Below are 25,568 nucleotides of genomic sequence, written 5' to 3' on the forward strand. Positions count from 1 at the left end.
CACCACGCCCGTGGCATTGACGATGAATTTCAGTTTTGGCGCCAGCTGAAAATCCAGGTTGGCGGTGAAATTGCCGCGGCGGAAATCGGACTTGTCCATCCCCCCTACGATACCCGCCTGGTCGCTGTAGCCCGCCGAAAGAAAATACGCCATCTTATCGCTGCCACCCGCGGCCGTCACCGAATGCGACATGATCGGCGCTCTTCTGAATATCTGGTCCTGCCAGTTGGTCCCGACGCCCAGCTTGCTCAGGTCGGAAAAAATAACCCCTCCACCGGATACCGTACTGCCCTCATTGACGATCGCCCCGTACTCCGTGGCATTCAACACCCCGATCTCCCTCGCCGCCTCCTGCCAGCCGTAGTTGCTGGCCAGGCTGATCTGGACCTTTTGATTCCTCCGCCCCGACTTTGTGGTGACCACGATGACGCCATTTCCACCCTTTACCCCATAAATAGCCGTAGTCGCCGCATCTTTCAGAACGGTGATGCTCTCGACGTCGGCCGGGTTGATGGAATTGAAATCATTCAGGCTCTGGACTACGCCATCCACGATGATCAGCGGATCGGTACCGCCATAAGAGGCAATACCCCGGACCAGCACTGTCGGCTTGGCGCCAGGAGAGCCACTCTGGATAACGGTCACACCCGAAGCCCTGCCCTGGATAGCGTCTTCTACCCGGATGGCGTTCACCTTCTGGATCTCGGCACTTCGGATAACGCCGATAGCCCCCGAGACCTTGGTGATCTTCTGCGTACCGTAGCCTACAACGACGACGTCGCTCAGGTTCGCCGCCTCGGCCGTCAGCACGACCCGGATCGGCCCATCCCCGGCAGTGACGTCTTTGGGAACATAATTAAGATAGGAAATGACGAGGGTCTGACCACTGACCGTCGCCGGCAGGGAAAGCCTGAATTCCCCTTTTTCGTTCGTTGTGACACCCCGGCTGCTGCCCTTCAAAAGTACCGAAGCGCCGGAAAGGGGATCCCCCTTTTCATTGATGACTACACCGGAAAGGACCCGGTTCTGCGCCAGTGATATTAGCGGTAGCAATAATATCAGGGCGGATGCAATCATCCAATTGACAATTTTTTTCATATGCGCAAGCATTTAGTTTTAGTAAAGGACTCCTGAAAGCCCGGGCATAAAACTATAGCTGCACGCATCCAATTCCAACAAAACCGCTACTACGCGAATACCACACAAAACCTTAAACAGCTGATAATCAACAACACTCAACTACTACAAGAATACTTCATCCGGAAGTACTATCTTTCTAATATGAAACCCCTTGCCATTTGGACGCTGATCTTTGCGGTCTGCAGTAGTGCTGCAGGGCAAAATACCATCGGTCTTCCCCTCATTATCAACTACGGTAAGAACGATTTTCACGGCGGCTCCCAGACATGGGATATCAAACAGGACCACAAAGGGTTGATGTATTTCGCCAACAACGAAGGACTCATTTGCTACGACGGCACCTGGTGGAAGAACTACCCACTCCCCAATGCCACCATCCTCCGTTCGATTGCCATCGACAGGAACGACCGTATCTATGCGGGCGGACAGGGAGAGCTCGGCTATTTCCAGGCCGACACCAAAGGATATCTCCAATACGTCTCTCTCACCGGTCTCCTGCCCCGCGGCAACAAGAGTTTCGCCGACATCTGGCATATCGAGATCTTCAACGGATCGGTCTTCTTCCAGGCAACCGACCGCATTTTCGAACTGAAGAACAATATTATCCGCGTCTTCCTTCCCCAGTCCCAGTGGCAATTTCTCGTTCAGGCGGACAATGTCCTGCTCGCCCAGGACCGTGACAACGGCCTGCTGACCTACCGGAACAACGAATGGGTGCCGATGAAGAACTGCCTGGCACTCCGGAACGAGCTGATCTCCGGCGTTTCCGCCATGGGGAAGGACAGCCTCCTGGTCTCCACGATCAGCAAGAAATTCTACTGGATAAAAGAGGACTCGATCTCGGCCCCTATCCCTCACCCGGAGATAGAACCGGTCAATACCGACGTCTACAAATCCGCCCGCCTCAATAAGAACGAATTTGTCGCCGGTACCACTTCGGAAGGCTGTCTGATCATGGATGCCAGAGGCCGGATCATCCAGCGCATATCCCGCACCGAAGGGCTGCAGAACAACAGCGTTCTTTGTCTTTTTCTGGACCGCGACGGCAACCTCTGGGCCGGACTCAACAACGGCATCAGTTTCATCGCCTACAATTCCGCCATTAAATATATCCAGCCGGGCATCACCGACGACCTTTCGGGTTTTTCTTCCCGGATCTTCGACCGGCGTCTCTATATCGGCACTTCCGACGGCGCCTACGTCACTCCGCTCGCAACGGACAACAACGACCTCAGCTTCTCCAAAGGACAGTTCCGCCTTATCGGCAACAGCAAAGGCCAGGTCTGGCGCATCGACGAGGTCAACCAGCAACTCCTCATGGGCCACAACGGCGGCACTTTCTCCATCACCGGCAACCAGGCAACCTCCCTGGCGCCGGAAGCTTCCCGGCTCTTCGTCCCGACCAGCGAAGTCATCCCCTCCCACTATGTCATTACCGGTACCTATACCGGGCTCAAACTGCTGGACTTCCAAAAGGACCATTTCGTCAACGCCGGCAATCTGAAAGGGCTCTACGAATCCTTCCGATACCTGGCCATCGACAACAACAATACCCTCTGGGCATCCCACCCCTACCGCGGGATCTACCGCCTGGACGTCGCCTCCGACCAAAACAGCTATAGCGCCAGGCTCTATACCGACAAGGACGGACTACCCTCCTCCCTGAACAACCAGGTCTTCCGGATAAAGAACAGGGTCGTCTTCGCGACGGAAAAAGGAGCCTACGAATTCGACTATGCCTCCAACAGATTTATCCGGTCAGCCTTCCTCGAACCCGTCTTCGGCGCCATGGAACTGAGATACCTCAACGAAGACCTGGCCGGGAACATCTGGTTCTGCAGCGGCAAATCCCTGGGCGTGGTACACTATACCGACCACCCCGACGACCGGCATTTTACGACCACCTGGTTCCCCGAACTGAAAGGACAGATCCTCTCGGGCTTCGAGAATATCTATCCCTACAACGACGAGAATATCTTTATCGCCAGCGAAAAAGGCCTGATCCACCTCAACTACAAAAAATATATCAGCACCTCGCGGACGCTGACGGTGCGCATCGGCGGCGTAAAACTCAACTCCGACAGCAGCATCTTCGGCGGTTATGCGGCAGCACAAAGCTCAGCGGCCGCCGGGCCGCCGACTTTCGCCAACCGCGACAACGGCTTCCACTTCGAGTACAGCTCGCCGGCCTACAGCCTGCAGAGCAATATCGAATACAGCTACAAACTCGAAGGATACGATAAGTCCCGGAGCTCCTGGTCCACCCATACGGAAAAAGACTACACCAATCTCCCCGAAGGCCGGTACAGCTTCCTCGTAAAAGCACACGACAATCTGGCCACAGAATCCATCCCCGCCGTCTGGTCCTTTGTCATCAACCCGCCCTTCTACAAGACGGTATGGGCCTATATGGCCTATGGCCTGCTCTTCCTGCTGATCCTCTACGCCATCAGCCGCTGGCAGCGGCGAAGTCTCGACCTCCAGCGAATTAAATACGAAGAGAGACAGCAGCAGATCATTGCCCTGCACAACCTCGAGATCGAAAAAAATGAAAAGGAGATCATCAAGCTGCAAAATGAAAAGCTGGAGGCCGACGTAGCCCTCAAGCGACAAGAACTGGCCAATGCCAGCATGCACCTGGTGGAAAGAGAGGACGCGCTGGCAAGAGTAAAGGAAGAACTGCAGTCCCTGTACAAAAAGACAGGGCATAACCACGACGTCAAAAGCGCCCTGCATCTGGTCAGCGAAGCTGGAGAAAAGTAAGTCCAACTGGGACCAGTTCGCCTCCCATTTCAACGAGATCAACAATGATTTCCTGAAAAAGCTAAAGGCCAGGTTCCCCAACCTCACCAATTCTGACCTCAAGGTCTGCGCATACCTGCAACTAAACCTCTCGACTAAGGAGATAGCCCAGCTGATGAATATATCGGTTCGCGGCGTAGACATCAGCCGCTACCGCCTGCGGAAGAAATTCCAGCTGAGCCGCCAGCAGTCCCTCAACGATTTCCTGAATACGATCACCTGATCTACTCCCGACCTCAGACTCTTCACCGGACTGGTCAAAGCGGCCCTGATCGCCTGCCAAGCTGATCGTGATCAGCGCTATCAGCGTGGCCATCACGCCCGCCGCCGCAAAGATCCACGGGCTTAACGGTATCCTGTACGCGAAATCCTGCAGCCACAGGTGCATGATCCACCAGAGCCACGGGCGCGGCGATCAAAAACGCAAACCCGATGAGTATGACAAAATCCTTCGACAGCAGCAGGACGATATTGGTCACCGAAGCCCCCAGCACCTTGCGCACCCCAATCTCCCTGATCCGCTGCGACGTCCCGAACAAGGCCAGCCCCAGCAGCCCCAGACAGGCGATCAGGATGGCAAAGCCCGCGAACAGCGCAAAGGCCTTGCCGAACAGCTGGTCGTTCTTGTATTGACGGTTATAACTTTCGTCCAAAAAGAAATAGTCGAACGGATTGCCGGGGAAGAAAGCCTCGTATTTCCGCTTCACGGCCTCCATCGTCGCCCGCACATTGCCCGTATTCAGCTTGACCGAGATCCAGTTGCCGGGAGAGAAGAATGGCTGAAGGACCGTAGGCTCCATGGCATAACGCAGCGACTTTTGATGAAAATCGTTGACAACACCGACCACATCCCATTTCTTGTCATACATCACGATCTGCCTGCCTATGGCGTCCTGGCATTGGCGTAACCCAGCATTTTCGTGGCGCTTGCCGTAAGGACGACACTGTGCAGGTTCTCATATCTGGGATCATAGTCCGACTGCCTGAACTTCCGCCCCGCAATTACCCTCAGTCCGTACAGATCGATAAAATCATAGTCAACGCCCATATTTCGGAGGGTATAATGATCCCCGCTGTTGTCTTCGGCGCGGTGGATATTGAAAGTCCTGGACATCTCTCTTCCCGCCAGCCGGTTCGCCGTTGCGGCCCCGGCCACACCGGTCAGCTGCTTGATCTCATTCTTGAAACTTTCCTCCCGCTGTATAAAACTGGAATCGAAATCCGTCATCCTCGGCGGCTTTACAGCCACAATATGATCGATATTGATCCCCAGCTCCTGACCGCTCATATACCGGATTTGACGGTATACCACCACCGACCCGATGATCAGCAGGATGGTGACCGCAAACTGTCCGATGACAAGCCCCTTGCGCAGCACCACTCCTTTTTTCGAAGCGCGGAACTTCCCCTTCAGCACCATGATCGGCCGGAAAGACGACAATACAAATGCCGGATAGAAGGCGGAGACGAATATACCCGCCAGCAGCAGCCCCCCCAGACCTATCGCTAAAGCATACCCGCCCGAGCTCCTCGTAAAAAGATTCGCCATCGACAGCTTCGTCTGGATCAGCTGGTTAAACGCCTGTTGGGTCAGCAGTACAAGGCATATCGCAATGACGAAGGCCAGCAGGTTGACGATCAGCGACTCTACCAGGAATTGCCGGATCAGCTCGCCCCGCGTCGCCCCCGTGACCTTTCTCACCCCTACTTCCTTTGCCCGCTCCACCGACCGCGCCGTGGACAGATTGATATAGTTGACCCACGCGATCGCGATCACAAAAACGGCAATGATGAACAGTCCCCAGACCACCGTCGCGCTCCCCGTCATGCCGATCTCGTACTCGTAGTCGGAATAAAGATGCGCCCTCGCCAGCGGCTGCAGATGAAACTTCTCTACGCTGCCGGATACCTTATTCCCCTGGAAATGCCGCTGACTGAACGCATCAAATTTCGCCTCCAGCGCCCTGTAGTCCGTCCCGTGCTTCAGCCGGATATAGTGCCAGAAGTCCGAGTCAGTCCACTCATAGTCCGCCTGCCGGTAGGGAAACCTGCCGGAATACAGCGTGACATACGACACCAGCATATCGAACTGCAGGTGCGAATTTTCCGGAAAGTTTGCCATAACTCCCGTCACCTTATAGGGCATACTATCCTTGTTGAAAACGAACTGCTGACCCACCAGTCCCGAATAGTCCCCCTTCTGATCGCCAAAGATCTTGTCCGCAGTCGCCGCCGTCAGCACCGTGGAATAGGGCTCCTTCAACGCCGACTGCACGTCCCCGGCAAGAAATGGATAGGTGAACATAGAGAGGAAGCTGTTGTCGACAGCAACCGCGTACAGATCACCGACCTTCTTGTCCCCATAGCCCGCAACGACGTTCCCAGTCCCATATGGCATCACCCGCGCGTGATCGGCTACCTCCGGGAAATCGTCCTGCATCGCCTTGCCGATCGCGGAATAGGTGATCGTACCGTGCTGCACCAGCTTGCCGTTCTGATACCGGTCGTTTGCAACCCTGTATATATCGGCGATATTTTTATTGAACTGGTCGAAGGAGAGCTCGAAATTGACATACTGCAGGATCAGCAGACAGACAGCCATACCGATCGCCAGACCGAAGATATTGATGAAGGAAAAAACTTTATTCTTCCTTAAGTTACGCCAGGCAGTGACAAGGTAATTCTTAAACATGGGAGTCGTTTAGAATTATGGAACAAGGCCTATGCCACTAGCTAACCAACTAACCCACAATTAACTACACCCGATGAAAGAACACAACTGTCCGATTTCGGACAGACGCTGAACGCCCCCGTAACACTACCCCTGCCTCCTGTAGGCCACAAACCCCGCCGGAGGTACCCGGATCAGCATGGCCTTTCCATTCCTCCCCTCGACAATAGCCTCCGGCACTAAAGGCGCGGAAGGATAGATACAGGCAAAGACATCCCCGACCCGACTGAGGCCATTGTCGATCGTCACCCAGGCGCTCAGCTCGCGGGTAACGTCGGTATTGATCGCCAGCACGATCTCCTCCTCGTCCAGGATCCTCGACCACGCGATTACCGACAGCAACCGGTTGGAACCACCCATATAGGACGGCGGGCCAAAACTTACACCGTCTCCCGAGATCTCGCGCAGATATTGCCTTCCCCGGCGGAGCGTCACATATTTCCGGCGGACTGCCGCGATAGCCGCCACGGCACCGTACACCTCACCCGCCACGTCGAAGAAATGAACGCCCCTGCTGCGAAATGCGCCGAATGCTCCACCAAACATATCTTCCCGGATGTATTCATCGCTGCCGTCTCCCCCGCCGCTGCCGTCGAACCGCTGCTCGCTGCCATAGTAGATACAGGGTATACCGAGCGTCATCAGATTGACAGCCAGCGCGGCGACGATCAGCCTGTCGCCCTGGTCGAAAGCGCAAAAACGACTCTTGTTACTCCCCTGAATGATCTTGTCGTGGTCGTCGAGCATGACCACCACCTTATTTCGCAGCCATGTATGCGTCCCCTTCCCGATCAGGATGGAATTGCGGAACAGCGAAAAATAGGTCTCCGGCGCCGCCTTACCCTTAACCATGTCCGAAAGCGCTTCCTGCACGTCCGCGATGCCCAGCGCCGAATCGAGACCGGTGACCTGCAGCTTACGCATCGCGTCGTCGCGTGAACCTGTGATCTCTCCGATCAGCAGGAACCGGTCCTTGCCTATCAGTTGCGCAAACTCATGCATCGCCGAAGCAAACAGCCGCACAGCGCCATCTTCCATATGCTTGACCGTATCGATACGGTAGCCGTCGATGTCGAGCACCGCCATCCAGTATTTGTAGACTTCTATCAGATTCGACAGACCAGCCGAAGCAACCCAGCCGTCGACCGGACCCTCACCCAGATGTATATCCTTCAGACTAAAGAAATCCCCGTCCAGAAACTCCGGACTGGCGTCCCAGTTGACGATCTCCCCTTCCTGCGTAAAAACTGCCGGATCCCGAAACTCAACCGGCCAGACCGCGTCATCAGGTCCCGACGCAACCCCGGCCTCAAAAGCAATATCAGGCTGCCCGCGGAGATCGTTAAAACCTTTCACCGGATAGCGCTGCCCGGTCCACACCGGATCTTCGGCCACATAGCTGAACACATCCCCGCTGTGGTTGACCACGATGTCGAGGATCACCGAAATGCCAAGCGCGTGCGCCTTGTCCACCAGCTCCCGCAGGTCGGCCAGCGAACCAAAATGGCTGTCCACTTCCAAAAATCCTGTATCCCATAACCATGATAGGTAGGCTGAAAAGCGACCTGCTTGAAAACCGGACTTATCCATAGCGCGGTGACCCCCATATCGGCCAGATAGGGCAGCTTGGAGACCACACCTCTCAGATTGCCGCCCGTCCACGCCTGTCCCGCGGAACGCCAGGCCAGCGCATCAGCCGGCGTTTGGATGGCATTCCCGTTGTCGGAAGAAGTATACAATGGAACGGTGCCGGCCGGATCGAAACCCGCCTCGTTGTTGTCCGAGAAACGGTCGAGCAAAAGAAAATAAAGAATTTGGTCCTCCCACGCGGAAGGGGAAGGCGTATAGCTTCGCTGCGTTAGCTGCGTGAAATTGATAGCATCGAGACTCTGGCTCATGGGTTAAGGTTCAAATGAATTTACAAAAAAACCGTCAGATAATTGTATTTTTCAGGGACAAAGTCCTCATATGAGATCAACCGCTTTCTTTCTTTTTTTCTTTTGTTCTCCGTACCGCCACTCTTCGCCCAGCGCGTCGTCGACGTCAGCTATACCACAGACCAGCAGGGCAACTACCATTTCACCTGCAACAACAAGGCTTTTTGCACATACGTGCTCCGGGTCGAACTCCCGACAATGAAGAATCTGAAGTCCGACCATCCCGTGCCCTTCGAAGCCGAGGTCAAACCCGGGTTCAACCAACTCTTCACCCTGTCACCCATCAGCAGGACCGACGACACACAGGTCGGCTTCAAGGCCAGCAACCGCAAAGGCTGCATGCAGCCCGTGGTCAACCCCGATTTTGTCTATCTCCTGCCCATCGGACCCGGGATCCAGTCCCAGGCGTTCCGCATCAACGCGGTCCACACGACCGGTCAGGACAGCGTCTACACCGTCAGACTAAAGATGAATATCGACGATACGATCTTTTCAGCCCGCCGCGGCATCGTCACCGCCGTTGACGTCAGTAATACCGAGAACGACGCAGGAGCCACCACCACCGGCAGCTGGAACTACGTCGAGATCGTCCATGCAGACTGCAGCTTTGGACAGTACGGCGTCTTCAAAAAAGATGGCGCCTTCGTCAGGCCGGGTCAGGCGGTAGAAGCAGGCACGCCGCTGGGACTCGTGGGCGGAGACAGATACGGCCGCGGCTCCGACGTCCGCTTCACCGTAGTCTACCCCGGACAAACGGGCAATACACAGATAGCCCCGGTCTTCTGGACAAAGGGCAACGGAAAAGGCCAGCTGAGACAGGGCGCCACCTATACCAGTGAGTTCCCGAAGACCATCCTCACCCAGGAATCCGCCAAAAAACCGGCTGCATTCTCCAAAAACCAACCGCCAAAAAGAAAGCATAATGGACAGACGTAAATTTTTAAAGAACGGCTCGCTGGCAGGCCTGGGCGTCGCCACACTGAATCTCGCCTCCACCGATACCCCAGGAGCCGGCGACTTCGAACTCAACGAAATAACTATCGACCAGCTCCAGGAAAAGATGAGGAGCGGACAGTTGTCGTCCAAATCCCTGACCAAACTATACCTCAAACGCATCGCGGACATCGACAAAAAAGGCCCCGAACTCAACGCCGTCATCGAACTCAACCCCGACGCCCTGTCCATTGCCGAAGGCCTCGACGCCGAAAGAAAGGCCGGCAAAGTTCGCGGCCCGATGCACGGCATACCCGTACTGGTCAAAGACAATATCAATACCGGCGACAAAATGATGACAACGGCCGGCTCGCTGGCGCTCGACGGCCACCACGCGGCACAGGACGCATTTATCGTTGCACAGCTCCGAAAGGCCGGCGCCGTCATCCTGGGCAAGACCAACCTCAGCGAATGGGCCAATTTCCGCAGCACCCGCTCGACCAGCGGATGGAGCAGCCGCGGCGGCCAGACCAAGAATCCCTACCGCCTCGACCGCAATCCCAGCGGTTCCAGCGCGGGCTCGGGCTCCGCGGTAGCCGCCAACCTCTGCGCCGTTGCCGTGGGCACCGAGACCAACGGCTCGGTGGTTTCCCCCTCTTCGATCAACGGCATCGTCGGTATCAAACCCACCGTAGGCCTGCTCAGCAGGAGCGGCATCATCCCCATATCCGCTACCCAGGACACCGCCGGACCGATGGCGCGCACCGTGAAGGACGCGGCGATCCTGCTCGGCGCCATGACCGGCGTCGACCCGACCGACCCGGTTACACTGGAAAGTAAAGAGAAAGCAAAAACCGACTATACCGCCTGGCTCGACGCGGATGGCCTGAAAGGCAAACGCATCGGGATCGAAAAATCCTTCCTGACGGGCGGCCACGAAGGCGTCCTGGCCCTCTTCCAGGAAGCGATAAATACACTGAAGGCCAAAGGCGCTACCATCGTGGAGGTCGACCTGTTCAAGCTGCTCGCCGACCCCAACTCCGTGGAAGGCGTCATCCTGCAGTACGAATTCAAGGACGGGCTCAACAAATACCTGGCGACTGCTAACGCAGGCGTACACACACTCGCTGACGTCATCGCCTTCAATTCCGCCAACGAAAAAAAGGCTATGCCCTATTTCAAACAGGAGACGCTCGAAAAAGCCAGACCCGCGGCGCCCTCGACAGCGCCGAATACCAGGACGCCCTGAAAAAACTACTCACCACCCGTACCATCATCGACGACTTGATGACGCAGAACCAGCTGGACGCACTCTCCGCCTGCACCACCAGCGTCGCCTGCTGCATCGACCTCATCAGCGGCGACTACCGCACGGGATCCGGCTTCTCGGGCCCCGCCGCCATGGCCGGCTACCCGCATATCACGGTGCCGATGGGTATGGTCATGGGCCTGCCCGTTGGCTTCTCCTTTGTCGGCGGCGCGTACAAAGAGCCCGAGCTTCTGCGGATGGCCTATGCCTTCGAGCAAGCCTCGAAGAAAAGAACCGCCCCGCCTTCCTCACCGGCTCGATCCCGGGTTGACGATCTGGTCGATATTACGCTTGTAGGCCTCCCCTATCGGGATCTCCACCGGTCCCAGACACACAAAATCCCGCTTGATCGCGGTGATCCTCCGGGTGGCGACAAGATAGGATTTATGCGTGCGTATGAACGCCGCCGCCGGCAGCTTTTCCTCGATGGATTTCATGCTCATCCTCGTGAGCACCGGCCTGGGCGCAGACGCCAGATGGATCCTGATATAGTCCTTTAAGCCTTCGACATAGTCGATATCGGCGACGACGACCTTTACCAGCGTATACTCGACGTGGACAAAGAATTCCTCCACTCCACCGGCCACACCCCTTCCTCGCAATTTCAACAGGTCATGCGCCCTGTTGCAGGCCTTCAAAAATCTGTCAAAAGCAAAGGGCTTCAGCAAATAGTCGACAACATTCAGATTGAACCCCTCCAGCGCATATTGCTCATAAGCAGTAACAAGGATCACCAGCGGCGGGGTCTGAAGGGACTGCAGCAACTGCAGGCCCGATATGCGAGGCATCCGTATATCGAGAAATAACAGATCCACCTGGTCCCGCTGCAGGAACTCCGCCGCCTCCAGCGCGTTCTTACAACTGCCGGCAAGGCGCAAATAGGGTATCTGTCGGATATTGTCTTCCAGCAGCTCGCGCACCAGGCGCTCGTCGTCGATAACCAGACAGGACATCATAACAGTTGTAAAGTTAAGACGATGTGGAATACGCCGTTCGCGTCATTGATTGACAGCGTGTATTTATTGCGGTAGAGCAGATTCAGCCGCGACATGACATTCCCCAGGCCAATACCGGACGACTCGTCCTTGGCCTCCGCCGGTTCGGGCTCGTACTTATTCCGCACCTCGAAGCGCAGAGTCTTATAGGCGACCGACAGCCGCAGCACGATCCCCGGACGGCCGCTATACCCTACCCCGTGCTTGAAGGCATTCTCCACAAGGGGATCAGCAACATCGGCTCGATGGTATACGCCATCGCCTCGTCATCTGCCTCTATCCGGCTGTCGATATCCACGTCATTGCCAAAACGCAGCCGCTGCAGGTCGAGATAGTTGTTGAGGTATTCGACCTCCGTCTGCAGTGGCACTTTTTTCCCCTGCGTGTCGTACAGCATATACCGCAGCAGCTCGGACAGCTTGATCAGCGCAGGCTCCAGACTGTCCGACTTTTTCCTCGCCAGCGAAACCAGATTGGTCAGGACATTGAAAAGAAAATGCGGACTTATCTGCGACCGCAGAAACTTCAGCTCGGTCAGCAGCTCGGTAGCTTGCCGCTCTTTCTGTTCCCTCTCCGCCCGAAAACGGTCGACAAGCAGACGGTAAAAAACTCATGATAAAAAAGGCCACGGACGAAGGGAAGATGAACCGGTAGGTGGACACTCTTCTTGCCACCTCCGGATATCCCACCGAAAGAATATACCATTTCAGCTGAAACGACCCGACGATCAGAAATATCGTCGTCAAAATATAGATCCACCAGCTGCGCCGGTTGAAAAAAGCCGGGAAGATCCAGTAGGCATGAAGATAAAAGATCGCGATATTGATCATCGTCACATAGGTCAGAAAAAGGGCCGGAATACCTTCGATCCCGTTGCCTTTCTCCATAGTAACCACAAACGGCAACGACAGGATCACCGCCCAGATCACCACCTGCAATGCTATAAACCAGTATTTAATTGCCAACTTCATGGAGTGTAAATTTACTATAACCTATATACCATTCGGCCAGTACGAGGTGAAGAGAAAAGCCCAGCCAGAATGCTGTCCCGAAGAACATCTGCGGCGGCAGCCCCGAAAATACGAAGAACAACACCACGATCGGCCGGATTGTCCCGACGGCCACACCGATGCTAAACATCCGGATCATCCACTGCCGGTGACGGACGATATCCCTCCGCCGGATCGCGCGCCAGGCCATACTCAGCGCAATCAGAAAATAGACGGCAAAGAAGCTGGTGGCCACCGACTCGTTCAGTCCGCCGATCGGATGCAGGAAAAAAGGCATAAACAGCGCGGATATACCGATGATATACCCGCATACGATCACCACCAGTCCGCTGCTCCGGTGCCACCGCGGATAACCGTTACGTATCCGTGGAAGGAACTGCAGGGGAGCGAGTAGCATAAATAGAGCGCCGGGAAGAATATGCAGGAAGGTGATAAAGGGGTGCCGGGAAAAATCGGCGTCAAACCCTGCCGCGCCGGGAAATGGCGGCGATCCGGTGGCAATACCCCCGATCGCAAGGCTCCTCCTCACTACCATCGCCACGCCAATGGCAGCCGGGAAAAACATGACCACGTGCAGCAAGCTGGAAATTCTTTTCATGCCATAAAGCTAGCACGAACCTGCTGCGCCGGAAGCCGTCCGGCGACGTCTCCGCCAATTGTCGCGATCAACCCTACATAATGTCGCTTTTGCACCATCTCCGGGCAAATTTTATCCGCTAGGTTTGTGGGGTCAAACTCATCAATTCAAAAACGATATTTTATGCAAAAGATCCATCCCTTTCTGTGGTTTGATAACCAGGCCGAGGAAGCCGCCAATTATTATGTCTCCATCTTCAGGAACTCAAAGATCACCGAGACGATGCGCAGCAACGGATCGGTACTGACCGTCGCCTTCACCCTCGACGGAACCAGCTTCACCGCACTCAACGGCGGACCCATGTTCAAATTTACCGAAGCCGTTTCCTTTGTGGTCGATTGCAAGGATCAGGAAGAGGTAGACTACTACTGGGACAAACTATTGGCCGGCGGAACGCCAAGCCAGTGCGGATGGCTGAAGGACAATACGGACTGTCCCGGCAGGTCGTTCCCAAAAGACTGATCGAACTGCTCCAGGACAAAGACAAGGCAAGGGCCGCACGCGTCATGCAGGCCATGATGAAAATGGTAAAAATAGACGTTAAGACCCTTGAAGAAGCGTAGAGAGTACGACATCCGCGATGTCGTTCAGCACCCGCCGGTCGGCCCCCGACCGGGCAGCTACACGCAAGCCCGAAATGCTGCTGAACAAATACCGCGCAAAGGCCCGCGCCGTCTTCTTCGTGGAGAATTGCCCGTCGGCCTGCCCCTTCTTCACCAGCCGGGTCAGCGCGTCCTCGACTCCTTTATTGTTCTGACTGACCAGTTCGCCGATCTCTTTATCCTGACCGGAAAGTTCGACGGCCGTGTTAACCATGAAACACCCCCTATTGAACTCGTCCTCCGTACTCTCCTTGATGATGTTCTGGAATATCTGCTGGACGGTCTGCCTGGCATCGGCTGACTCGTCAGCCATCCGGACGACGACGCTGGTATTGCACAGCTGGTACTGCCTCAGCGATTCCTTGAAGAGGTTGCGCTTGTCGGTATAGGTATCATACAGACTGCTCCGGCTGATACCCAGCTCATCCACCAGATCCTGCGCGGACGTCGCATTATAGCCCTTCCGCCAGAAAAGCCCGACCGCTTTGTCCAGCAGGGTCTTTTCGTCAAATTCCTTTTTCCTTGCCATAATACCACGAAGATACAAAAATGCCGGAAATGGAACGATCGTTCCATTTCCGGACAAAAACTATACTACCGCATTGACCGTAAGTCCGCCGTCGACGGTCACTTCCGTCCCCGTGACATAGCTGGCTTCATCCGATGCCAGGAACCTGACGACATGCGCCACTTCTTCGACATTGCCGAAACGGCTAAGTAATACCTTGGAACCCAGAAGCTTCCCGAATCCTTCCAGTTCTTCCTGCTTCATCCCCAGCTTGTCATACAAAGGAGTAGTAACAGGTCCTGGAGAGACGGCATTGACCCTGATCTTCCGCGGAGCCAGCTCTTTAGCCAGTACTTTATTGATCGCCAGCAGCGCCGCCTTACTCGCAGCATATACACTGCTCCCCGGCACGCCCAGCACCGCATTCACCGATGTATTGAAAATGATCGACGCCCCGTCGTTCAGCAGCGGCAGGAATTTCTGAACGGTAAAATAGACGCCTTTGACATTGAGGTCCATGATCTCGTCATAGTGGGCTTCGGAAGCCGTCTCTACCGGACTAAAACTTGCCACGCCCGCATTCAGAAAAAGAATATCGATCTTGCCCGCCCCGGCCCTGACTTCTTCCGCAAGCCGGCTGATATCCCCCAGCCTGCCCTGATCGGCGACAAGCCCCGTCGCCCCTAGCTGCTCCGGCAGCCTTCTCTACAGCCGTCCTGTTGCGGCCCGTGATAATAACTTTCGCGCCAAGACCGATCAGTTCTTTGGCCGTCGCATAACCTATGCCGCTGTTACCACCGGTAACCACGGCTACTTTGTTCGAAAGATTGCTCATACTGTATCATTTAATGTTTGAACATTGTTTTACCGTACAAAGATACGTATTCCGGAACGATCGTTCCAAATTTATTTTACAATATCTTCAAATTGCCCTGAGCGGCCCGTTGGATTCCTTCCTAACTTTAGAGTCATAAAATCATCTAGCTATGGCGCAAAAGAAGATCCTGTTCCTCACCGGCGACTACGCCGAGGACTACGAGACAATGGTTCCCTTTCAGATGCTGTTAATGGTAGGACACGAAGTGCACGCCGTCTGCCCGGGTAAGAAAAAAGGCGAAAAAGTACAGACAGCGATCCACGATTTTGACGGGGCCCAGACCTATAGCGAAAAACCCGGCCACCTCTTCGAACTCAATTTTACCTTTGACGATGTAGACCCCGGCGCCTATGACGCCCTCTGCATCGCGGGCGGACGCGCGCCGGAATACCTGCGCCTCGACCGGAAGATCATCGATCTCGTTCACCATTTCAATCACTTCTCCAAACCCATCGCCGCCGTCTGCCACGGCATCCAGATCCTCACCGCAGCCAACGTCGTAGCGGGTCGGCGCCTCACCGCCTACCCCGCCGTTGGACCGGAAGTCACCATCGCCGGCGGTGAATACGTCAGCGTACCGGTGACAGAGGCCGTTGTCGACGGCAACCTCGTTACCTCACCGGCATGGCCCGGCCACCCCCGGTGGATCGCCGCCTTCCTCGAAGTACTCGGGACAAAGATCGAGCTGTAGTCTATCGTTCCCGACGGCCCGGGACGGGCCGTCCTTATCGTTCAATCCGAAGCGTGACTACGTCCTGCGCGGCCAGAGTAATATCACCCGACACCGGCGCCCCCGGCTCCTCGCTGGTATTGCTGAAGCTCATCCCCTTCACAGGCGCCGCCCACTGGAGGCTTACCGACTGTGCCGAAGGACTCGTATTGAACAGACTCACGATCCACGCCTTTCCATCGTCGCTGGGCTTCAGCGCCTGGACGAGCACGTCTTTATTGCTTAGCTGCAGTAAAGACTGGCCGGCCGCACCTCCCCCTGACGCAACGACCAGCGGCTGGGCCAGCCCCGTCCCAAACTGCGCGGCCACGGCCGGGTCAAACGCCCCATGCGGCCGCAGCGCATACCGGAACGTGATGATCCCGTCCTGATAGGCGCGGTAGTTGGTCTCCCAGTGATTGTTGATCGCCCAGGAATATAATTTCTGCGTCGGCTCGATAGTCTTTCTCCATACCGCAGGATTCGTCTGCCCGCCCAGCAGCGTCGCCGTAATGCCCCCACTTCTACCAGCGGTGCATCCAGGCTCGCCCGAGGTGATCCCCAGATCCTTGTTGGACACGTCGGCCCATGATCCCACCTCCAGCCAGTTCTTACACGCACTCGCTATCTGGTCCGCCTCCGGACGCATGATGGCCATCGGGATATCGATCTTCATCTCCCCTCCCGCCACATGAAAAGGAAATCCAAAATTCACGCTCTCCTTCCCTCCTACATTCGCCCAGGCATAGTCGCCGTCCACAGGATCCAGTTCGGCCGGTTTCTTGTCCAAAATATTTTTGACCTCCACATAGTCCAGACCCCTGACAACACACAGCTCCCGGACCAGACTGTTACAACCCGGAGCTTCACTGCGGATCGAGAGTACCGCCATTAGCGGCCCCTTTCCTTTACGCTGATCGTCACCGGCCCGTTGCGCTGCAGATCGGCCAGCTTGTTCCCGTGCAGAAAAAGATAGTCGTTGAGATTCTCCCCCGAAGCCGAGTCGGAGAAATTATTGTCGATCGAGTGATTGCGCAGACTCTTGATCGCGCCGGTCGTTTCGTCAACCACCACCTTCACCACCCCATTATCGAGGCTGTTCGCCGTAACAGCGACCCCGACGCCCACCGCGGCTTTCCCCTTGCTGATCGTATACCTTCTGGCGGAGAGAAGGCTTCACGTCCAAAGCCACAAAAGCCAGCTCACCAGTGGACAATCGCTGCGAGACAACCACTGCGCCCCTGTCGTCCTTCACCAGATCACCGGCAGCCGACTGCTGCGGCGTCAGCAGGATCAGCCCGCCACGCGCCCACGAATTCGTATTGTACACGTCGATCGAAGAACCCGCGGTCCCGGGCAGCGCCGCGCTCATCAGTCTTTCAGAGAACAGATGCGCGCTGTCCGCATAGGACTTCTTGATCGCCCACTGCTCCTTCGTCTTCTGACTCAGCGGCCGCGTGATACTGCAGTCCGCCCCCAGGTATGCTCCGAATAAAGGATCACCTGCTGCCAGGCCTTCCGGAAACTGTCTACCGGGAATCGCGCGGGGTGCAGCATCGAATACAAAGCCTCCGCCTGGCTCAGCCGCGACGAGCTGTTCCTGTTCATCCCCGTTTGCAGCGCCGAAGAAGCGGCCCCGTCCTCCCAGTACCCCGTCCAGTCCCCCTTGACCTCCGGCAGCCTGTCGCCATATCGCTTTTCAAAACTGCTGAACGCCCGGCTGGTCGAAGAAATAATAAACTTCGGCCATGTATATTTGGTATTGAAATCCTTAACAAAATCACTGATCGAGATCTCCGGCTCCGCATTGTCCCCGTGACCGCTCCACCGCACATAGGTGATATCATAGGGATAGTTGACCCTCGTCAACTGGTCCATATAGTCCGCCGCAAAGCTCTCGGACAACCCCTGGCAGCCCGTGAGACAACGCATACCCCCTCCACGGTATCCACACCAGCAGCTTCTCCTTCCCCGAAGGAGAGACCCAATAAAATGGCTTGTCCTCCCACTGCACCAGTATATTTCCGATGCGGTCAAAATAGTTGGGTGCAGCCGAGAAATACTTGATACCCGCCTGCGACATCGCCGCGATCGTTCCCCAGGTATAGCCCGGCACGTCGCTGATCATCGCCGCGTCGACCTTCACATTGCATTCCTTCCCCAGCTGCGTCGCACGCGCGAACAACCGCAGCAAGCTTCCTCCGGCCGGCACAGACCGGTAAGCGTGTTCAGATACATCCCGTTCAACGCCACACCCCCGTCTTTTACCGCGGCGTAGAAATCCTTCTTCTGCTCCGCGCTCATCCGCTGCAGGAACAGATCGGCCGCATAGACTCCTTCCAGGTTCCAGACAAAACGGGCGCCTTCCGGATAGTCCTTCGTCCTCCTGGCAAAATCGATCCCTTTCAGCAGGTTGTTGATCTGCTTGTTCTCCACCGCGGATTGTATCTCCGTGTATCCAATATCGTTATGTGAATGGGGAAGCACATAGACGGTGATCCTCCGCACCGGCCGCAGACCGATATCCCGCTTCGCCACCAGCCTTTTCCCCTGCTTCACCGACAGCGCAACGGTCGAGTCCGCCTTCACCGCCGGTGTCATTACCTCCACAGACTGGATCCCGGAGCCCACTTCGAACGACCGGGCATCCATCCCGCCAACTTCCACGCTCACCGATACCGGCGCCCCCGTGTTCATGAACGACAGTTCGGCCGGCTGGTACTCACGGCCATTTTTCTCGGCGATAAAAGGCCTCGCCGTATAACTCAGCAGATCCACACCCGCCTCGACGCCTTTCAACTTGTTGCCGGCGCCCGCGTCCATCCCGATCCAGTCATAGACGATCCAGCTGCCGTGCGCATTCGTGATCGTAATATCATTATTCCCTTTCCTCAGCAGACTGGCCGGGAATCGGATATCGAAATCCTGCTTCCTGCCCTTCGACGGATCCCCGTATATGCCCTCACCGGCTCCCTGCGGAAGACTATGGGCAAACTCCTGCCCATTGACCCCGATATCCAGCTTCACCGACGAAGGCCCCACGTCCACCAGACGGAAATGCAGCGTACAACTGTCACCCACACCCGCATTCTCCAACCCGAATACTATGGTATAGGTATGCGGCTTCGCCCCCGCCCACGCATCCCTCGGACCGGGATGCGAAAAAGGCCAGTCCTTCTTTGCATCCGATTTTCCAACGAGAAAGAGTCCGTCTTTGACAAATTGAGACTCGGAACCCGCACCCGGCGAAGGCGCAAGAGCGAACTCCGAAATACCGTTGTCCGGCTTCCCGATCTGCCACAACAGCTGCTGCGCACTGACACGGGCAGAAAGACCAACAACACAGGAGAAAAGCAAAACAAGGCGAATAGAGGGGGCGCTGTTATTCATGCGGCAATTTTTTTGAGGGCCTCCCAGGACCCGTTGGTTTTTATATGTCTGAACATATGAACAATCAAATGTAGGGAAAATTTTATCTTCCGCTGTGCATTTTTTAACCAGTTTTAAAGAAACCCCCTCCAAACCCATCGTCAACCCATCTAATGCCGTAATTTTTCTCCCATGAAACAGAGCATCACAAACAAATACTATTCACTCTTTTTTCTTCTCCCCTTACTCTTCTCCTGCACAGCGCACCGCCGGCTCCTCCACCCCGAAGACCCCGTCTTCAGCACCCCGGCACCTGCCGAATTCCGCGTACAGCTCCAGACGACAAAAGGCAATATCCTTCTCGAAGTAAAAAGAGAATGGTCCCCGCGTGGCGTCGACCGCTTTTACAACCTGGTCCGGTATGGCTACTATAACAACGCCGCCGTCTTCCGCATCCGCAAAGAGACCTGGGCCCAGTTCGGCGTAGCCGCGGATGGAAAGATCGCCAGCGCATGGCGTCACCAGACCTTACCCGACGATCCAAGAGTCCTCTCCAACACCCGCGGCACCATCGCCTATGCCTTCAAAGACCCCAACGGCCGCACCACCCAGATGTTCATCAACCTGCGCGACAACAGCACCACCCACGACAAAGAACCCTTTGTCCCTTTCGCCCGGATCATCGCAGGCATGGACGTCGCCGACTCGCTATACAGCGGGTATGGCGAACACTCCGGCGGAGGCATCCGCGGCGGCAAACAGGACTCTCTCTTCGCCGAAGGCAACGCATGGCTCAAATCCCGCTTCCCCAAACTCGACTATATCAAACACGCCCGCATAATATAGCAATTAATTCTATATAAATAATATTTAGCAAAATCCACCGCATAATGGGCACAGTGAGTAAATAAAAACACATTTTACTCGCTTTTTTTATTTATATTCACTAAAACTAACTACGTCACATGAGAAAACTTCTAGCCTCTGTGCTAGGCGTATGCCTGGCATTGTGTCAATTGCGTGCACAAAACCGATCCATCTCCGGCACCGTCACCGACGAAAAAGGCAATCCCCTGGCAGCCGTCACCATCACCGCCCTGACCAGTGACCGGAAAGTTACCTCCACCACCGTTACCGATATCAGCGGTGTCTTCCGACTCAACGTCTCCGAAAAACCCGGCTCCTCCAGTTCACCTATATCGGACTGGAAGAACAACTCATCCCACTCGGCGCAAGATCCACCTTCGGCATCACCCTCAAATCCTCCGGCAGGAACCTGTCCGAAGTAGTCGTTGTTGGCTATGGCAGCCAAAAAAATCAGAGGTGACCGGAAGCCTCTCCTCGGTAAAAGGAGCAGCCCTCGCCGAAACACCGATACAGAGCTTTGACGAAGGCCTCGCCGGCCGCAGTTCGGGTGTCCAGATCACCGTTCCCAGCGGCGTCGTCAACGAGCCTCCCGTATTCCGTATCCGGGGCACCAACTCCATCTCCCTGAGCTCCTATCCCCTGATCGTCGTCGACGGCGTACCCTCCTTCACCGGCGACTACAGTACCAATCCCATCACCGGCTCTTCCGCATCAAATGCATCGATCAATCCCCTCGCCAGCATCAACCCGAACGATATCGAAAGCATCGATATCGCCAAGGACGCCGCCGCCACCGCCATCTATGGTAGCCGCGCCGCCAATGGCGTAGTCTTCATCACGACAAAAAAGGCAAGGCAGGCCGCGTAAAAGTCAGCTATGACGGATGGGTGGGATGGAACAAAGCCTATGGCCTCCCGAAAATGATGAACGCCGCCCAGTACCTCCAGGAAAAGACCATGGCTGTCGCCAACAATCCCAGCCTCACCGGCGCGAACGCCGTCAGCTTCAAATACGCGAAAAATGCCGACAGCACCAACGTCGACACCCGCTGGACCGACTATGTCTATCGCACCGGCCTCTCGCACAGCCACGCCATCAACATCTCCGGCGGCAACGACGCGACCACCTACTATCTCGCTACAGGCTACACCGCACAGGAAGGCATCATAAAGAAAAACGATTTCAAACGCATCAATATCCTCGCCAACGTGGATACCCGCCTCAGCAAGGCCATATCACTCGGCGGCAAAGCGTCGTATTCGAACGAGATGAACTATTCCGCCGGCTCCTCGGGATCCCTTCCCGGCGAAGCCTACAACACCGGCGCCCTGGCCCGCCTCACCCAGGTGCTGCCGCCCATCCTTTCTCCCTACAACACAGACGGCTCATACAATATCAACGGCTCCAGCATCGGCGCACCCAATATCACGGGCACCTCGATCTCTTATTATAATATCGTCCCCATCACCGACCTCAACCGCTCGAACAACGAGGTCAATCATGTTCAGTCCAGCACCTACCTGCAGGTCAAGCCGCTCAGCTGGATCACACTAAAGACGCTCTACGGCATTGACTACATGCTCATCGACAACGACCTCTTCCAGAGCGCCGTCACCGGCGACGGATATACCGCGGGAGGCAACGCATCGGCCGTCTCCGCAAAATACAAGACCTGGGTGTGGACAAATACCGCCCAATTCGACTATACATTCGCAGACAAACATAGTCTGAGCCTGCTGGTCGGCAACGAACAGCAAAGACGGACCACTTCCACCTACGGCATCAACCGCCAGGGCATCTCCGACCCCGGCTACAATATCATCCAGGCCGGCTATACGATCAACAACCCCACCGGCAACGCCCGGGGTGAGAACTACCTGCTTTCGACCTTCGGCCGTCTCAACTACAACTTCGACCGCAAATATTTTCTCTCCGGCACCCTTCGGCACGACGAGGCCTCGCAGCTCGGTCAGAAAAAGGCAATTTCTACGGCGGCAGCGCCGGCTGGGAGATCGCCCAGGAGAATTTCTGGAAATCAGCACACCTCGATCACGTCTTCAGCAGCTTCCGCCTCAGAGGAAGCTACGGAAAAGTGGGCAACCTCAACGGCATCAGCGACTATAGCCCATGGACACAATACGTCAGCGGGCTCTACGGCGGTCTCGCCACGCTCTCCTACGCCCTCGGCAGCGTCGGCAACCCCAACCTGAAATGGGAGACCAGCAAACAGACGGACATCGGCTTCAACGTTGGCGTCCTCAACGACCGAATCACCGGTCAGTTCGCCTACTACAACAACAATATCGACGGCCTCATCCTCTACGTCAACCAGGCGCCATCCGCAGGCCTTCCCACCGTCTCCTATCCCGGACCACCCCTCAACGTCGGCAGCATGTACAACCGCGGCGTCGAGATCAGCATCAACGCAACACCCATACAAAACAAGGAATTCACCTGGACCACCAACTTCAACCTGACGATCAACAAGAACAGGGTTACCAGGCTGGCCGACGGTCTTCCCAGCATACAGACCGGAACTTCCGGCCTCGAAACGGTGAACCTCACCATGCCCGGCTACGCACTCGGTTATCTCTGGGTGACCCGTACCGCGGGCGTCGACCCCGGCACCGGCAAACGCGTCTTCGTCAACTCCGCCGGCCAGAAGGTCTACTATCAATATTATGCGCCAAGCGGTCAGTTCAACTATTCCACTACCGCCGACGGGACGACCAAATACGTCAGCCCGACCGGCGGCACCTCGATCACACAGGCCGCGGACGCAGTGATGTACAAAAGCCCCCTGCCCAAATATGTCGGCGGATGGTCGAACAGCTTCAACTACAAAGGCTTTACGCTCGACGTCCTGCTGACCTACCAGGCCGGCTTCTACGTATACTACGGCACCAACGCCGGCCTGCACGACCAGCGCTTCTGGAACAACGCCACCGATATGCTCTCCGACGGATGGACAGACAAGGACCAGGCCGGCAAAAAATACGCCCGCCCCGTATTCAACGACAACGTCTCCAACGGCAGCGCCATGCCGATGGACATCAACGTTTTCAAAGGAGATTTTATCAAGCTGCGCACGCTCTCGCTCAGCTACAACCTGCCTGCCACGCTGATCCAGCGGGCAAAGATCGGCAGTGCACGTATCTATATCAGCGGACAAAACCTCGGCATCATGACCAGCTATCCCGGCCCCGATCCCGAAGTCGCCTCCAACGGCAACAGCACTTCCGGACAGGGCGTAGACCGCAACACGGCCGTCAACGGCAGAACCTATACGATAGGACTAAACGTAGGTTTCTAACTTATCAACATTGATCAGGACAAAAAACAAAAAAAATGAGAACTAGTAAATATATCCTTTTTCCCCTGCTGGCCATTCTGCTCATCGCAGGCGGATCCTGCAAAAGAATTGCTGAATCCCCTTCCCCAAACCTCCGTTGCCGACGTATCCGTATTCAGCTCGCCCGCGCGCGTGCAGGAACAGGTGCTGTCCCTCTACGGCGCTCTAAAGAACGGCAACTTCTACGGCGGCCGCTACGTCATCGACGGCGACATCAAAGCCGACAATTTCATCAACGAGCTGTCCAACCTGGTGACCAGCGCCGACGTTTGGAACGAAAATCCCACCAACAGCGCCACGGCCATCGTCGGCCTCTGGCAGTACGCCTATCTCACCATAAACACTTGCAATCTCTTCATCGACGGCATGGACTCCCTCGGCGCCAAAGTCGTAGGTCAGTCGCTCACGACCAGCTATATAGCGGAAGCCAAATTGATACGAGCCCTTTCCTACTATGCCCTGCTCCAGTACTACGCATACCCCTATACAAAGGACAACGGTGCCGGCAAGGGCGTTCCTATCCGCCTCACCGGCATCAAAAGCGCCGGCCAGTCTCCCAAGGCAAGAAGCTCGGTGGCCGACGTGTACGCACAGATCATCAAAGACCTCAACGACGCGGAAGCCGGCCTGCCTGCCAGCTACAGCTCGGCCACCAATAACACTACCCGCGCCCACACCAACACCGCCATCGCCCTAAAGACCCGCGTATTCCTTAGCATGGGCAAGTACGACAGCGTGATCGCCGCCGCCAACCGCATCGTGAGCGTCTCCGCTCCCTTCAAGGCCCCCACCGGCGTCGCCAATACGCTGCAGTCCGATATCACGAAGGTCTTCGCCGCGCCCTATACTACCACCGAGTCGATCTTCTCCCTGCCAATGTCATCCACTTCCGGCGACAACCCCGGAACCCAGAACCAGCTGGCCTACTACTGGTCTCCGACCAGCAAACTGGGTGGCGTAGGCAACGGAGAATATTCGCTCAACGCGCCCACCGGCGTGATTTCCGACTCCGGCTGGAAACCCGCCACCGACAAAAGACGATCCTACATCCTGACCTCCACACAGACGTCTACCTCGGGCGTGGTGACGACCAAACGGTGGTTGACCAAATTCTCGGCTCCCAGTCCCTATACCGACTTCGTTCCCGTCATCCGTTATTCGGAAGTGCTGCTGAGCCTGGCGGAAGCCATCACCCGAAACACCAGCTCTGTCGATCCACGCGCCGTAGCCCTGCTCAGCGCGGTCCGCAACCGGTCCGACGCCACTATCTCCTATACGACGGCCAGCTTCGCAACACCGGACGCCCTCATAGCCGCCATCCTTCAGGAAAGGAATATCGAATTCCTTGGCGAAGGCCTGCGCAACAACGACCTGATGCGGACGCTCTCTACCATCCCCAAAAAGGCAGCGCCCCCGCAAAAGGCCTCAACGACGTCGGCTATATCTGGCCAATTTCGGCGACCGAGCTAAGCCTCAACCCGCTGTGTACAGACAACTAACATTTAAAAAGGCTCACCTTCGGGTGAGCCTTTCATTTATACGATCCTGCATTTCTTTTTTTATCCCGTCATCCAACCTCTTCTCCTCCTCAGCCCTGTCTTTGAACAGCCCCTTCACCGCCCGGTTGATCATCCGGCTCTGCTGCTGGAACAGCCTGCACACCGAACACCCCGACAGGTGTATCAGCAGGTGTATCCTCTCCTTTATGGACAGCCGTACGTGCTGCCTCTTTTCGATGAGATAGGTCGCCTCCCGGCAATTGTATTGTATCTTCTTTATTACTCCCATAG

Annotated in this window: 29 protein-coding genes and 2 pseudogenes; 12 read left to right on the forward strand and 19 right to left on the reverse strand. The window is 56.0% G+C overall.

Features of this window, described 5'->3' with window-relative positions:
• Positions 1–420: 420 nt before the first annotated feature.
• Positions 421–1,110: pseudogene (locus ACQ86N_RS22070) on the reverse strand (TonB-dependent receptor plug domain-containing protein); the annotation flags it as partial.
• 171 nt (positions 1,111–1,281) lie between these two features.
• Between ACQ86N_RS22070 and ACQ86N_RS22075 the strand changes: the two are divergent.
• Both ACQ86N_RS22075 and ACQ86N_RS22080 read left to right on the forward strand, forming a co-directional pair.
• On the forward strand, positions 1,282–3,903 hold the full coding sequence (locus ACQ86N_RS22075) for a ligand-binding sensor domain-containing protein (RefSeq protein WP_431216996.1): 2,622 nt from the start codon (positions 1,282–1,284) through the stop codon (positions 3,901–3,903).
• Positions 3,904–3,955: 52 nt separating this feature from the next.
• On the forward strand, positions 3,956–4,165 hold the full coding sequence (locus ACQ86N_RS22080) for a helix-turn-helix transcriptional regulator (RefSeq protein ID WP_431217544.1): 210 nt from the start codon (positions 3,956–3,958) through the stop codon (positions 4,163–4,165).
• A 34-nt stretch (positions 4,166–4,199) separates the two neighbouring features.
• Here the strand turns inward: ACQ86N_RS22080 and ACQ86N_RS22085 are convergent, their stop codons facing one another.
• The 3 genes and pseudogenes from ACQ86N_RS22085 to ACQ86N_RS22095 form a co-directional block, all read right to left on the reverse strand.
• A complete protein-coding gene (locus tag ACQ86N_RS22085; protein WP_431216997.1) occupies positions 4,200–4,811 on the reverse strand; it encodes an ABC transporter permease in 612 nt (203 codons plus the stop codon).
• Positions 4,812–4,825: 14 nt separating this feature from the next.
• Entirely contained in the window at positions 4,826–6,634 is a 1,809-nt protein-coding gene (locus ACQ86N_RS22090) for an ABC transporter permease (protein ID WP_431216998.1), read from the reverse strand.
• Between the two features lie 126 nt (positions 6,635–6,760).
• Positions 6,761–8,571 (reverse strand): annotated as a pseudogene (locus tag ACQ86N_RS22095) (alpha-amylase family glycosyl hydrolase).
• Positions 8,572–8,613: 42 nt separating this feature from the next.
• Here ACQ86N_RS22095 and ACQ86N_RS22100 point away from each other — a divergent pair.
• Together ACQ86N_RS22100 and ACQ86N_RS22105 are read left to right on the forward strand one after the other, a co-directional pair.
• Positions 8,614–9,546 (forward strand): hypothetical protein, encoded by a 933-nt coding sequence (locus ACQ86N_RS22100; protein ID WP_431216999.1) that lies wholly within the window; start codon positions 8,614–8,616, stop codon positions 9,544–9,546.
• Positions 9,533–10,792 (forward strand): amidase, encoded by a 1,260-nt coding sequence (locus ACQ86N_RS22105; RefSeq protein WP_431217000.1) that lies wholly within the window; start codon positions 9,533–9,535, stop codon positions 10,790–10,792. Before ACQ86N_RS22100 ends, ACQ86N_RS22105 begins: the two co-directional genes overlap by 14 nt.
• Before the next feature lie 5 nt (positions 10,793–10,797).
• Here ACQ86N_RS22105 and ACQ86N_RS22110 read toward each other — a convergent pair whose 3' ends face one another.
• The 5 genes from ACQ86N_RS22110 to ACQ86N_RS22130 form a co-directional block, all read right to left on the reverse strand.
• On the reverse strand, positions 10,798–10,962 hold the full coding sequence (locus ACQ86N_RS22110; protein WP_431217001.1) for a hypothetical protein: 165 nt from the start codon (positions 10,960–10,962) through the stop codon (positions 10,798–10,800).
• Positions 10,963–11,100: 138 nt separating this feature from the next.
• Entirely contained in the window at positions 11,101–11,808 is a 708-nt protein-coding gene (locus ACQ86N_RS22115) for a LytR/AlgR family response regulator transcription factor (protein ID WP_431217002.1), read from the reverse strand.
• Complete coding sequence (locus ACQ86N_RS22120) at positions 11,805–12,068, reverse strand: hypothetical protein (protein WP_431217003.1); 264 nt, start codon at positions 12,066–12,068, stop codon at positions 11,805–11,807. Before ACQ86N_RS22120 ends, ACQ86N_RS22115 begins: the two co-directional genes overlap by 4 nt.
• A complete protein-coding gene (locus tag ACQ86N_RS22125; RefSeq protein ID WP_431217545.1) occupies positions 12,041–12,445 on the reverse strand; it encodes a sensor histidine kinase in 405 nt (134 codons plus the stop codon). The genes ACQ86N_RS22120 and ACQ86N_RS22125 overlap by 28 nt, the downstream gene beginning before the upstream one ends.
• A 356-nt stretch (positions 12,446–12,801) precedes the next feature.
• Positions 12,802–13,455 carry a DUF2306 domain-containing protein gene (locus ACQ86N_RS22130; protein WP_431217004.1) on the reverse strand — a complete coding sequence of 218 codons (654 nt, stop codon included), beginning with the start codon at positions 13,453–13,455 and terminating at the stop codon, positions 12,802–12,804.
• Between the two features lie 162 nt (positions 13,456–13,617).
• Here ACQ86N_RS22130 and ACQ86N_RS22135 point away from each other — a divergent pair, with 162 nt between their 5' ends.
• Positions 13,618–13,956 (forward strand): VOC family protein, encoded by a 339-nt coding sequence (locus tag ACQ86N_RS22135; protein ID WP_431217005.1) that lies wholly within the window; start codon positions 13,618–13,620, stop codon positions 13,954–13,956.
• A gap of 78 nt (positions 13,957–14,034) precedes the next feature.
• On the opposite strand, the gene ACQ86N_RS22140 is transcribed toward ACQ86N_RS22135, so the two are convergent.
• The 3 genes from ACQ86N_RS22140 to ACQ86N_RS22150 are packed head-to-tail and all read right to left on the reverse strand — an operon-like array spanning position 14,035 to position 15,439.
• Positions 14,035–14,625: a TetR/AcrR family transcriptional regulator gene (locus ACQ86N_RS22140; protein ID WP_431217006.1), complete on the reverse strand. Its 591-nt coding sequence runs from the start codon at positions 14,623–14,625 to the stop codon at positions 14,035–14,037.
• Positions 14,626–14,685: 60 nt separating this feature from the next.
• Positions 14,686–15,255, reverse strand: a complete 570-nt coding sequence (locus ACQ86N_RS22145; protein ID WP_431217546.1) for an SDR family oxidoreductase — start codon at positions 15,253–15,255, stop codon at positions 14,686–14,688.
• Positions 15,164–15,439, reverse strand: a complete 276-nt coding sequence (locus ACQ86N_RS22150; protein WP_431217007.1) for an SDR family NAD(P)-dependent oxidoreductase — start codon at positions 15,437–15,439, stop codon at positions 15,164–15,166. The genes ACQ86N_RS22145 and ACQ86N_RS22150 overlap by 92 nt, the downstream gene beginning before the upstream one ends.
• 151 nt (positions 15,440–15,590) lie before the next feature.
• Between ACQ86N_RS22150 and ACQ86N_RS22155 the strand changes: the two genes are divergently transcribed.
• Entirely contained in the window at positions 15,591–16,172 is a 582-nt protein-coding gene (locus ACQ86N_RS22155; RefSeq protein ID WP_431217008.1) for a DJ-1/PfpI family protein, read from the forward strand.
• Between the two features lie 34 nt (positions 16,173–16,206).
• Here ACQ86N_RS22155 and ACQ86N_RS22160 read toward each other — a convergent pair whose 3' ends face one another.
• The 6 genes from ACQ86N_RS22160 to ACQ86N_RS22185 all read right to left on the reverse strand — a co-directional run bounded on the left by ACQ86N_RS22160 (position 16,207) and on the right by ACQ86N_RS22185 (position 19,580).
• Positions 16,207–17,082 (reverse strand): hypothetical protein, encoded by an 876-nt coding sequence (locus ACQ86N_RS22160; RefSeq protein ID WP_431217009.1) that lies wholly within the window; start codon positions 17,080–17,082, stop codon positions 16,207–16,209.
• Positions 17,082–17,318, reverse strand: coding sequence for a hypothetical protein (locus tag ACQ86N_RS22165; protein WP_431217010.1), 237 nt, complete (start codon positions 17,316–17,318; stop codon positions 17,082–17,084). Before ACQ86N_RS22165 ends, ACQ86N_RS22160 begins: the two co-directional genes overlap by 1 nt.
• On the reverse strand, positions 17,278–17,562 hold the full coding sequence (locus ACQ86N_RS22170) for a hypothetical protein (RefSeq protein WP_431217011.1): 285 nt from the start codon (positions 17,560–17,562) through the stop codon (positions 17,278–17,280). The genes ACQ86N_RS22165 and ACQ86N_RS22170 overlap by 41 nt, the downstream gene beginning before the upstream one ends.
• 74 nt (positions 17,563–17,636) lie before the next feature.
• Positions 17,637–18,095: a hypothetical protein gene (locus ACQ86N_RS22175; protein ID WP_431217012.1), complete on the reverse strand. Its 459-nt coding sequence runs from the start codon at positions 18,093–18,095 to the stop codon at positions 17,637–17,639.
• Complete coding sequence (locus ACQ86N_RS22180) at positions 18,034–18,375, reverse strand: hypothetical protein (protein WP_431217013.1); 342 nt, start codon at positions 18,373–18,375, stop codon at positions 18,034–18,036. The genes ACQ86N_RS22175 and ACQ86N_RS22180 overlap by 62 nt, the downstream gene beginning before the upstream one ends.
• Positions 18,333–19,580 carry a polysaccharide lyase family protein gene (locus tag ACQ86N_RS22185; protein WP_431217014.1) on the reverse strand — a complete coding sequence of 416 codons (1,248 nt, stop codon included), beginning with the start codon at positions 19,578–19,580 and terminating at the stop codon, positions 18,333–18,335. The genes ACQ86N_RS22180 and ACQ86N_RS22185 overlap by 43 nt, the downstream gene beginning before the upstream one ends.
• A 171-nt stretch (positions 19,581–19,751) precedes the next feature.
• Between ACQ86N_RS22185 and ACQ86N_RS22190 the strand changes: the two genes are divergently transcribed.
• The 6 genes from ACQ86N_RS22190 (at position 19,752) to ACQ86N_RS22215 (ending at position 25,248) form a co-directional block, all read left to right on the forward strand.
• Complete coding sequence (locus ACQ86N_RS22190) at positions 19,752–20,405, forward strand: peptidylprolyl isomerase (RefSeq protein ID WP_431217015.1); 654 nt, start codon at positions 19,752–19,754, stop codon at positions 20,403–20,405.
• A gap of 119 nt (positions 20,406–20,524) precedes the next feature.
• Positions 20,525–20,848 carry a carboxypeptidase-like regulatory domain-containing protein gene (locus tag ACQ86N_RS22195; protein WP_431217016.1) on the forward strand — a complete coding sequence of 108 codons (324 nt, stop codon included), beginning with the start codon at positions 20,525–20,527 and terminating at the stop codon, positions 20,846–20,848.
• Between the two features lie 34 nt (positions 20,849–20,882).
• Positions 20,883–21,293: a TonB-dependent receptor plug domain-containing protein gene (locus ACQ86N_RS22200; protein ID WP_431217017.1), complete on the forward strand. Its 411-nt coding sequence runs from the start codon at positions 20,883–20,885 to the stop codon at positions 21,291–21,293.
• Between the two features lie 20 nt (positions 21,294–21,313).
• Positions 21,314–22,636: a hypothetical protein gene (locus ACQ86N_RS22205; RefSeq protein WP_431217018.1), complete on the forward strand. Its 1,323-nt coding sequence runs from the start codon at positions 21,314–21,316 to the stop codon at positions 22,634–22,636.
• Positions 22,519–23,739 carry a TonB-dependent receptor domain-containing protein gene (locus ACQ86N_RS22210; RefSeq protein WP_431217019.1) on the forward strand — a complete coding sequence of 407 codons (1,221 nt, stop codon included), beginning with the start codon at positions 22,519–22,521 and terminating at the stop codon, positions 23,737–23,739. The genes ACQ86N_RS22205 and ACQ86N_RS22210 overlap by 118 nt, the downstream gene beginning before the upstream one ends.
• 108 nt (positions 23,740–23,847) lie before the next feature.
• Positions 23,848–25,248, forward strand: coding sequence for a RagB/SusD family nutrient uptake outer membrane protein (locus ACQ86N_RS22215; RefSeq protein WP_431217020.1), 1,401 nt, complete (start codon positions 23,848–23,850; stop codon positions 25,246–25,248).
• 42 nt (positions 25,249–25,290) lie between these two features.
• Here ACQ86N_RS22215 and ACQ86N_RS22220 read toward each other — a convergent pair whose 3' ends face one another.
• Positions 25,291–25,566: a hypothetical protein gene (locus ACQ86N_RS22220; protein ID WP_431217021.1), complete on the reverse strand. Its 276-nt coding sequence runs from the start codon at positions 25,564–25,566 to the stop codon at positions 25,291–25,293.
• Positions 25,567–25,568: the final 2 nt, after the last annotated feature.

Source organism: Puia sp. P3, from assembly GCF_050632245.1.
Classification (GTDB): domain Bacteria; phylum Bacteroidota; class Bacteroidia; order Chitinophagales; family Chitinophagaceae; genus Puia.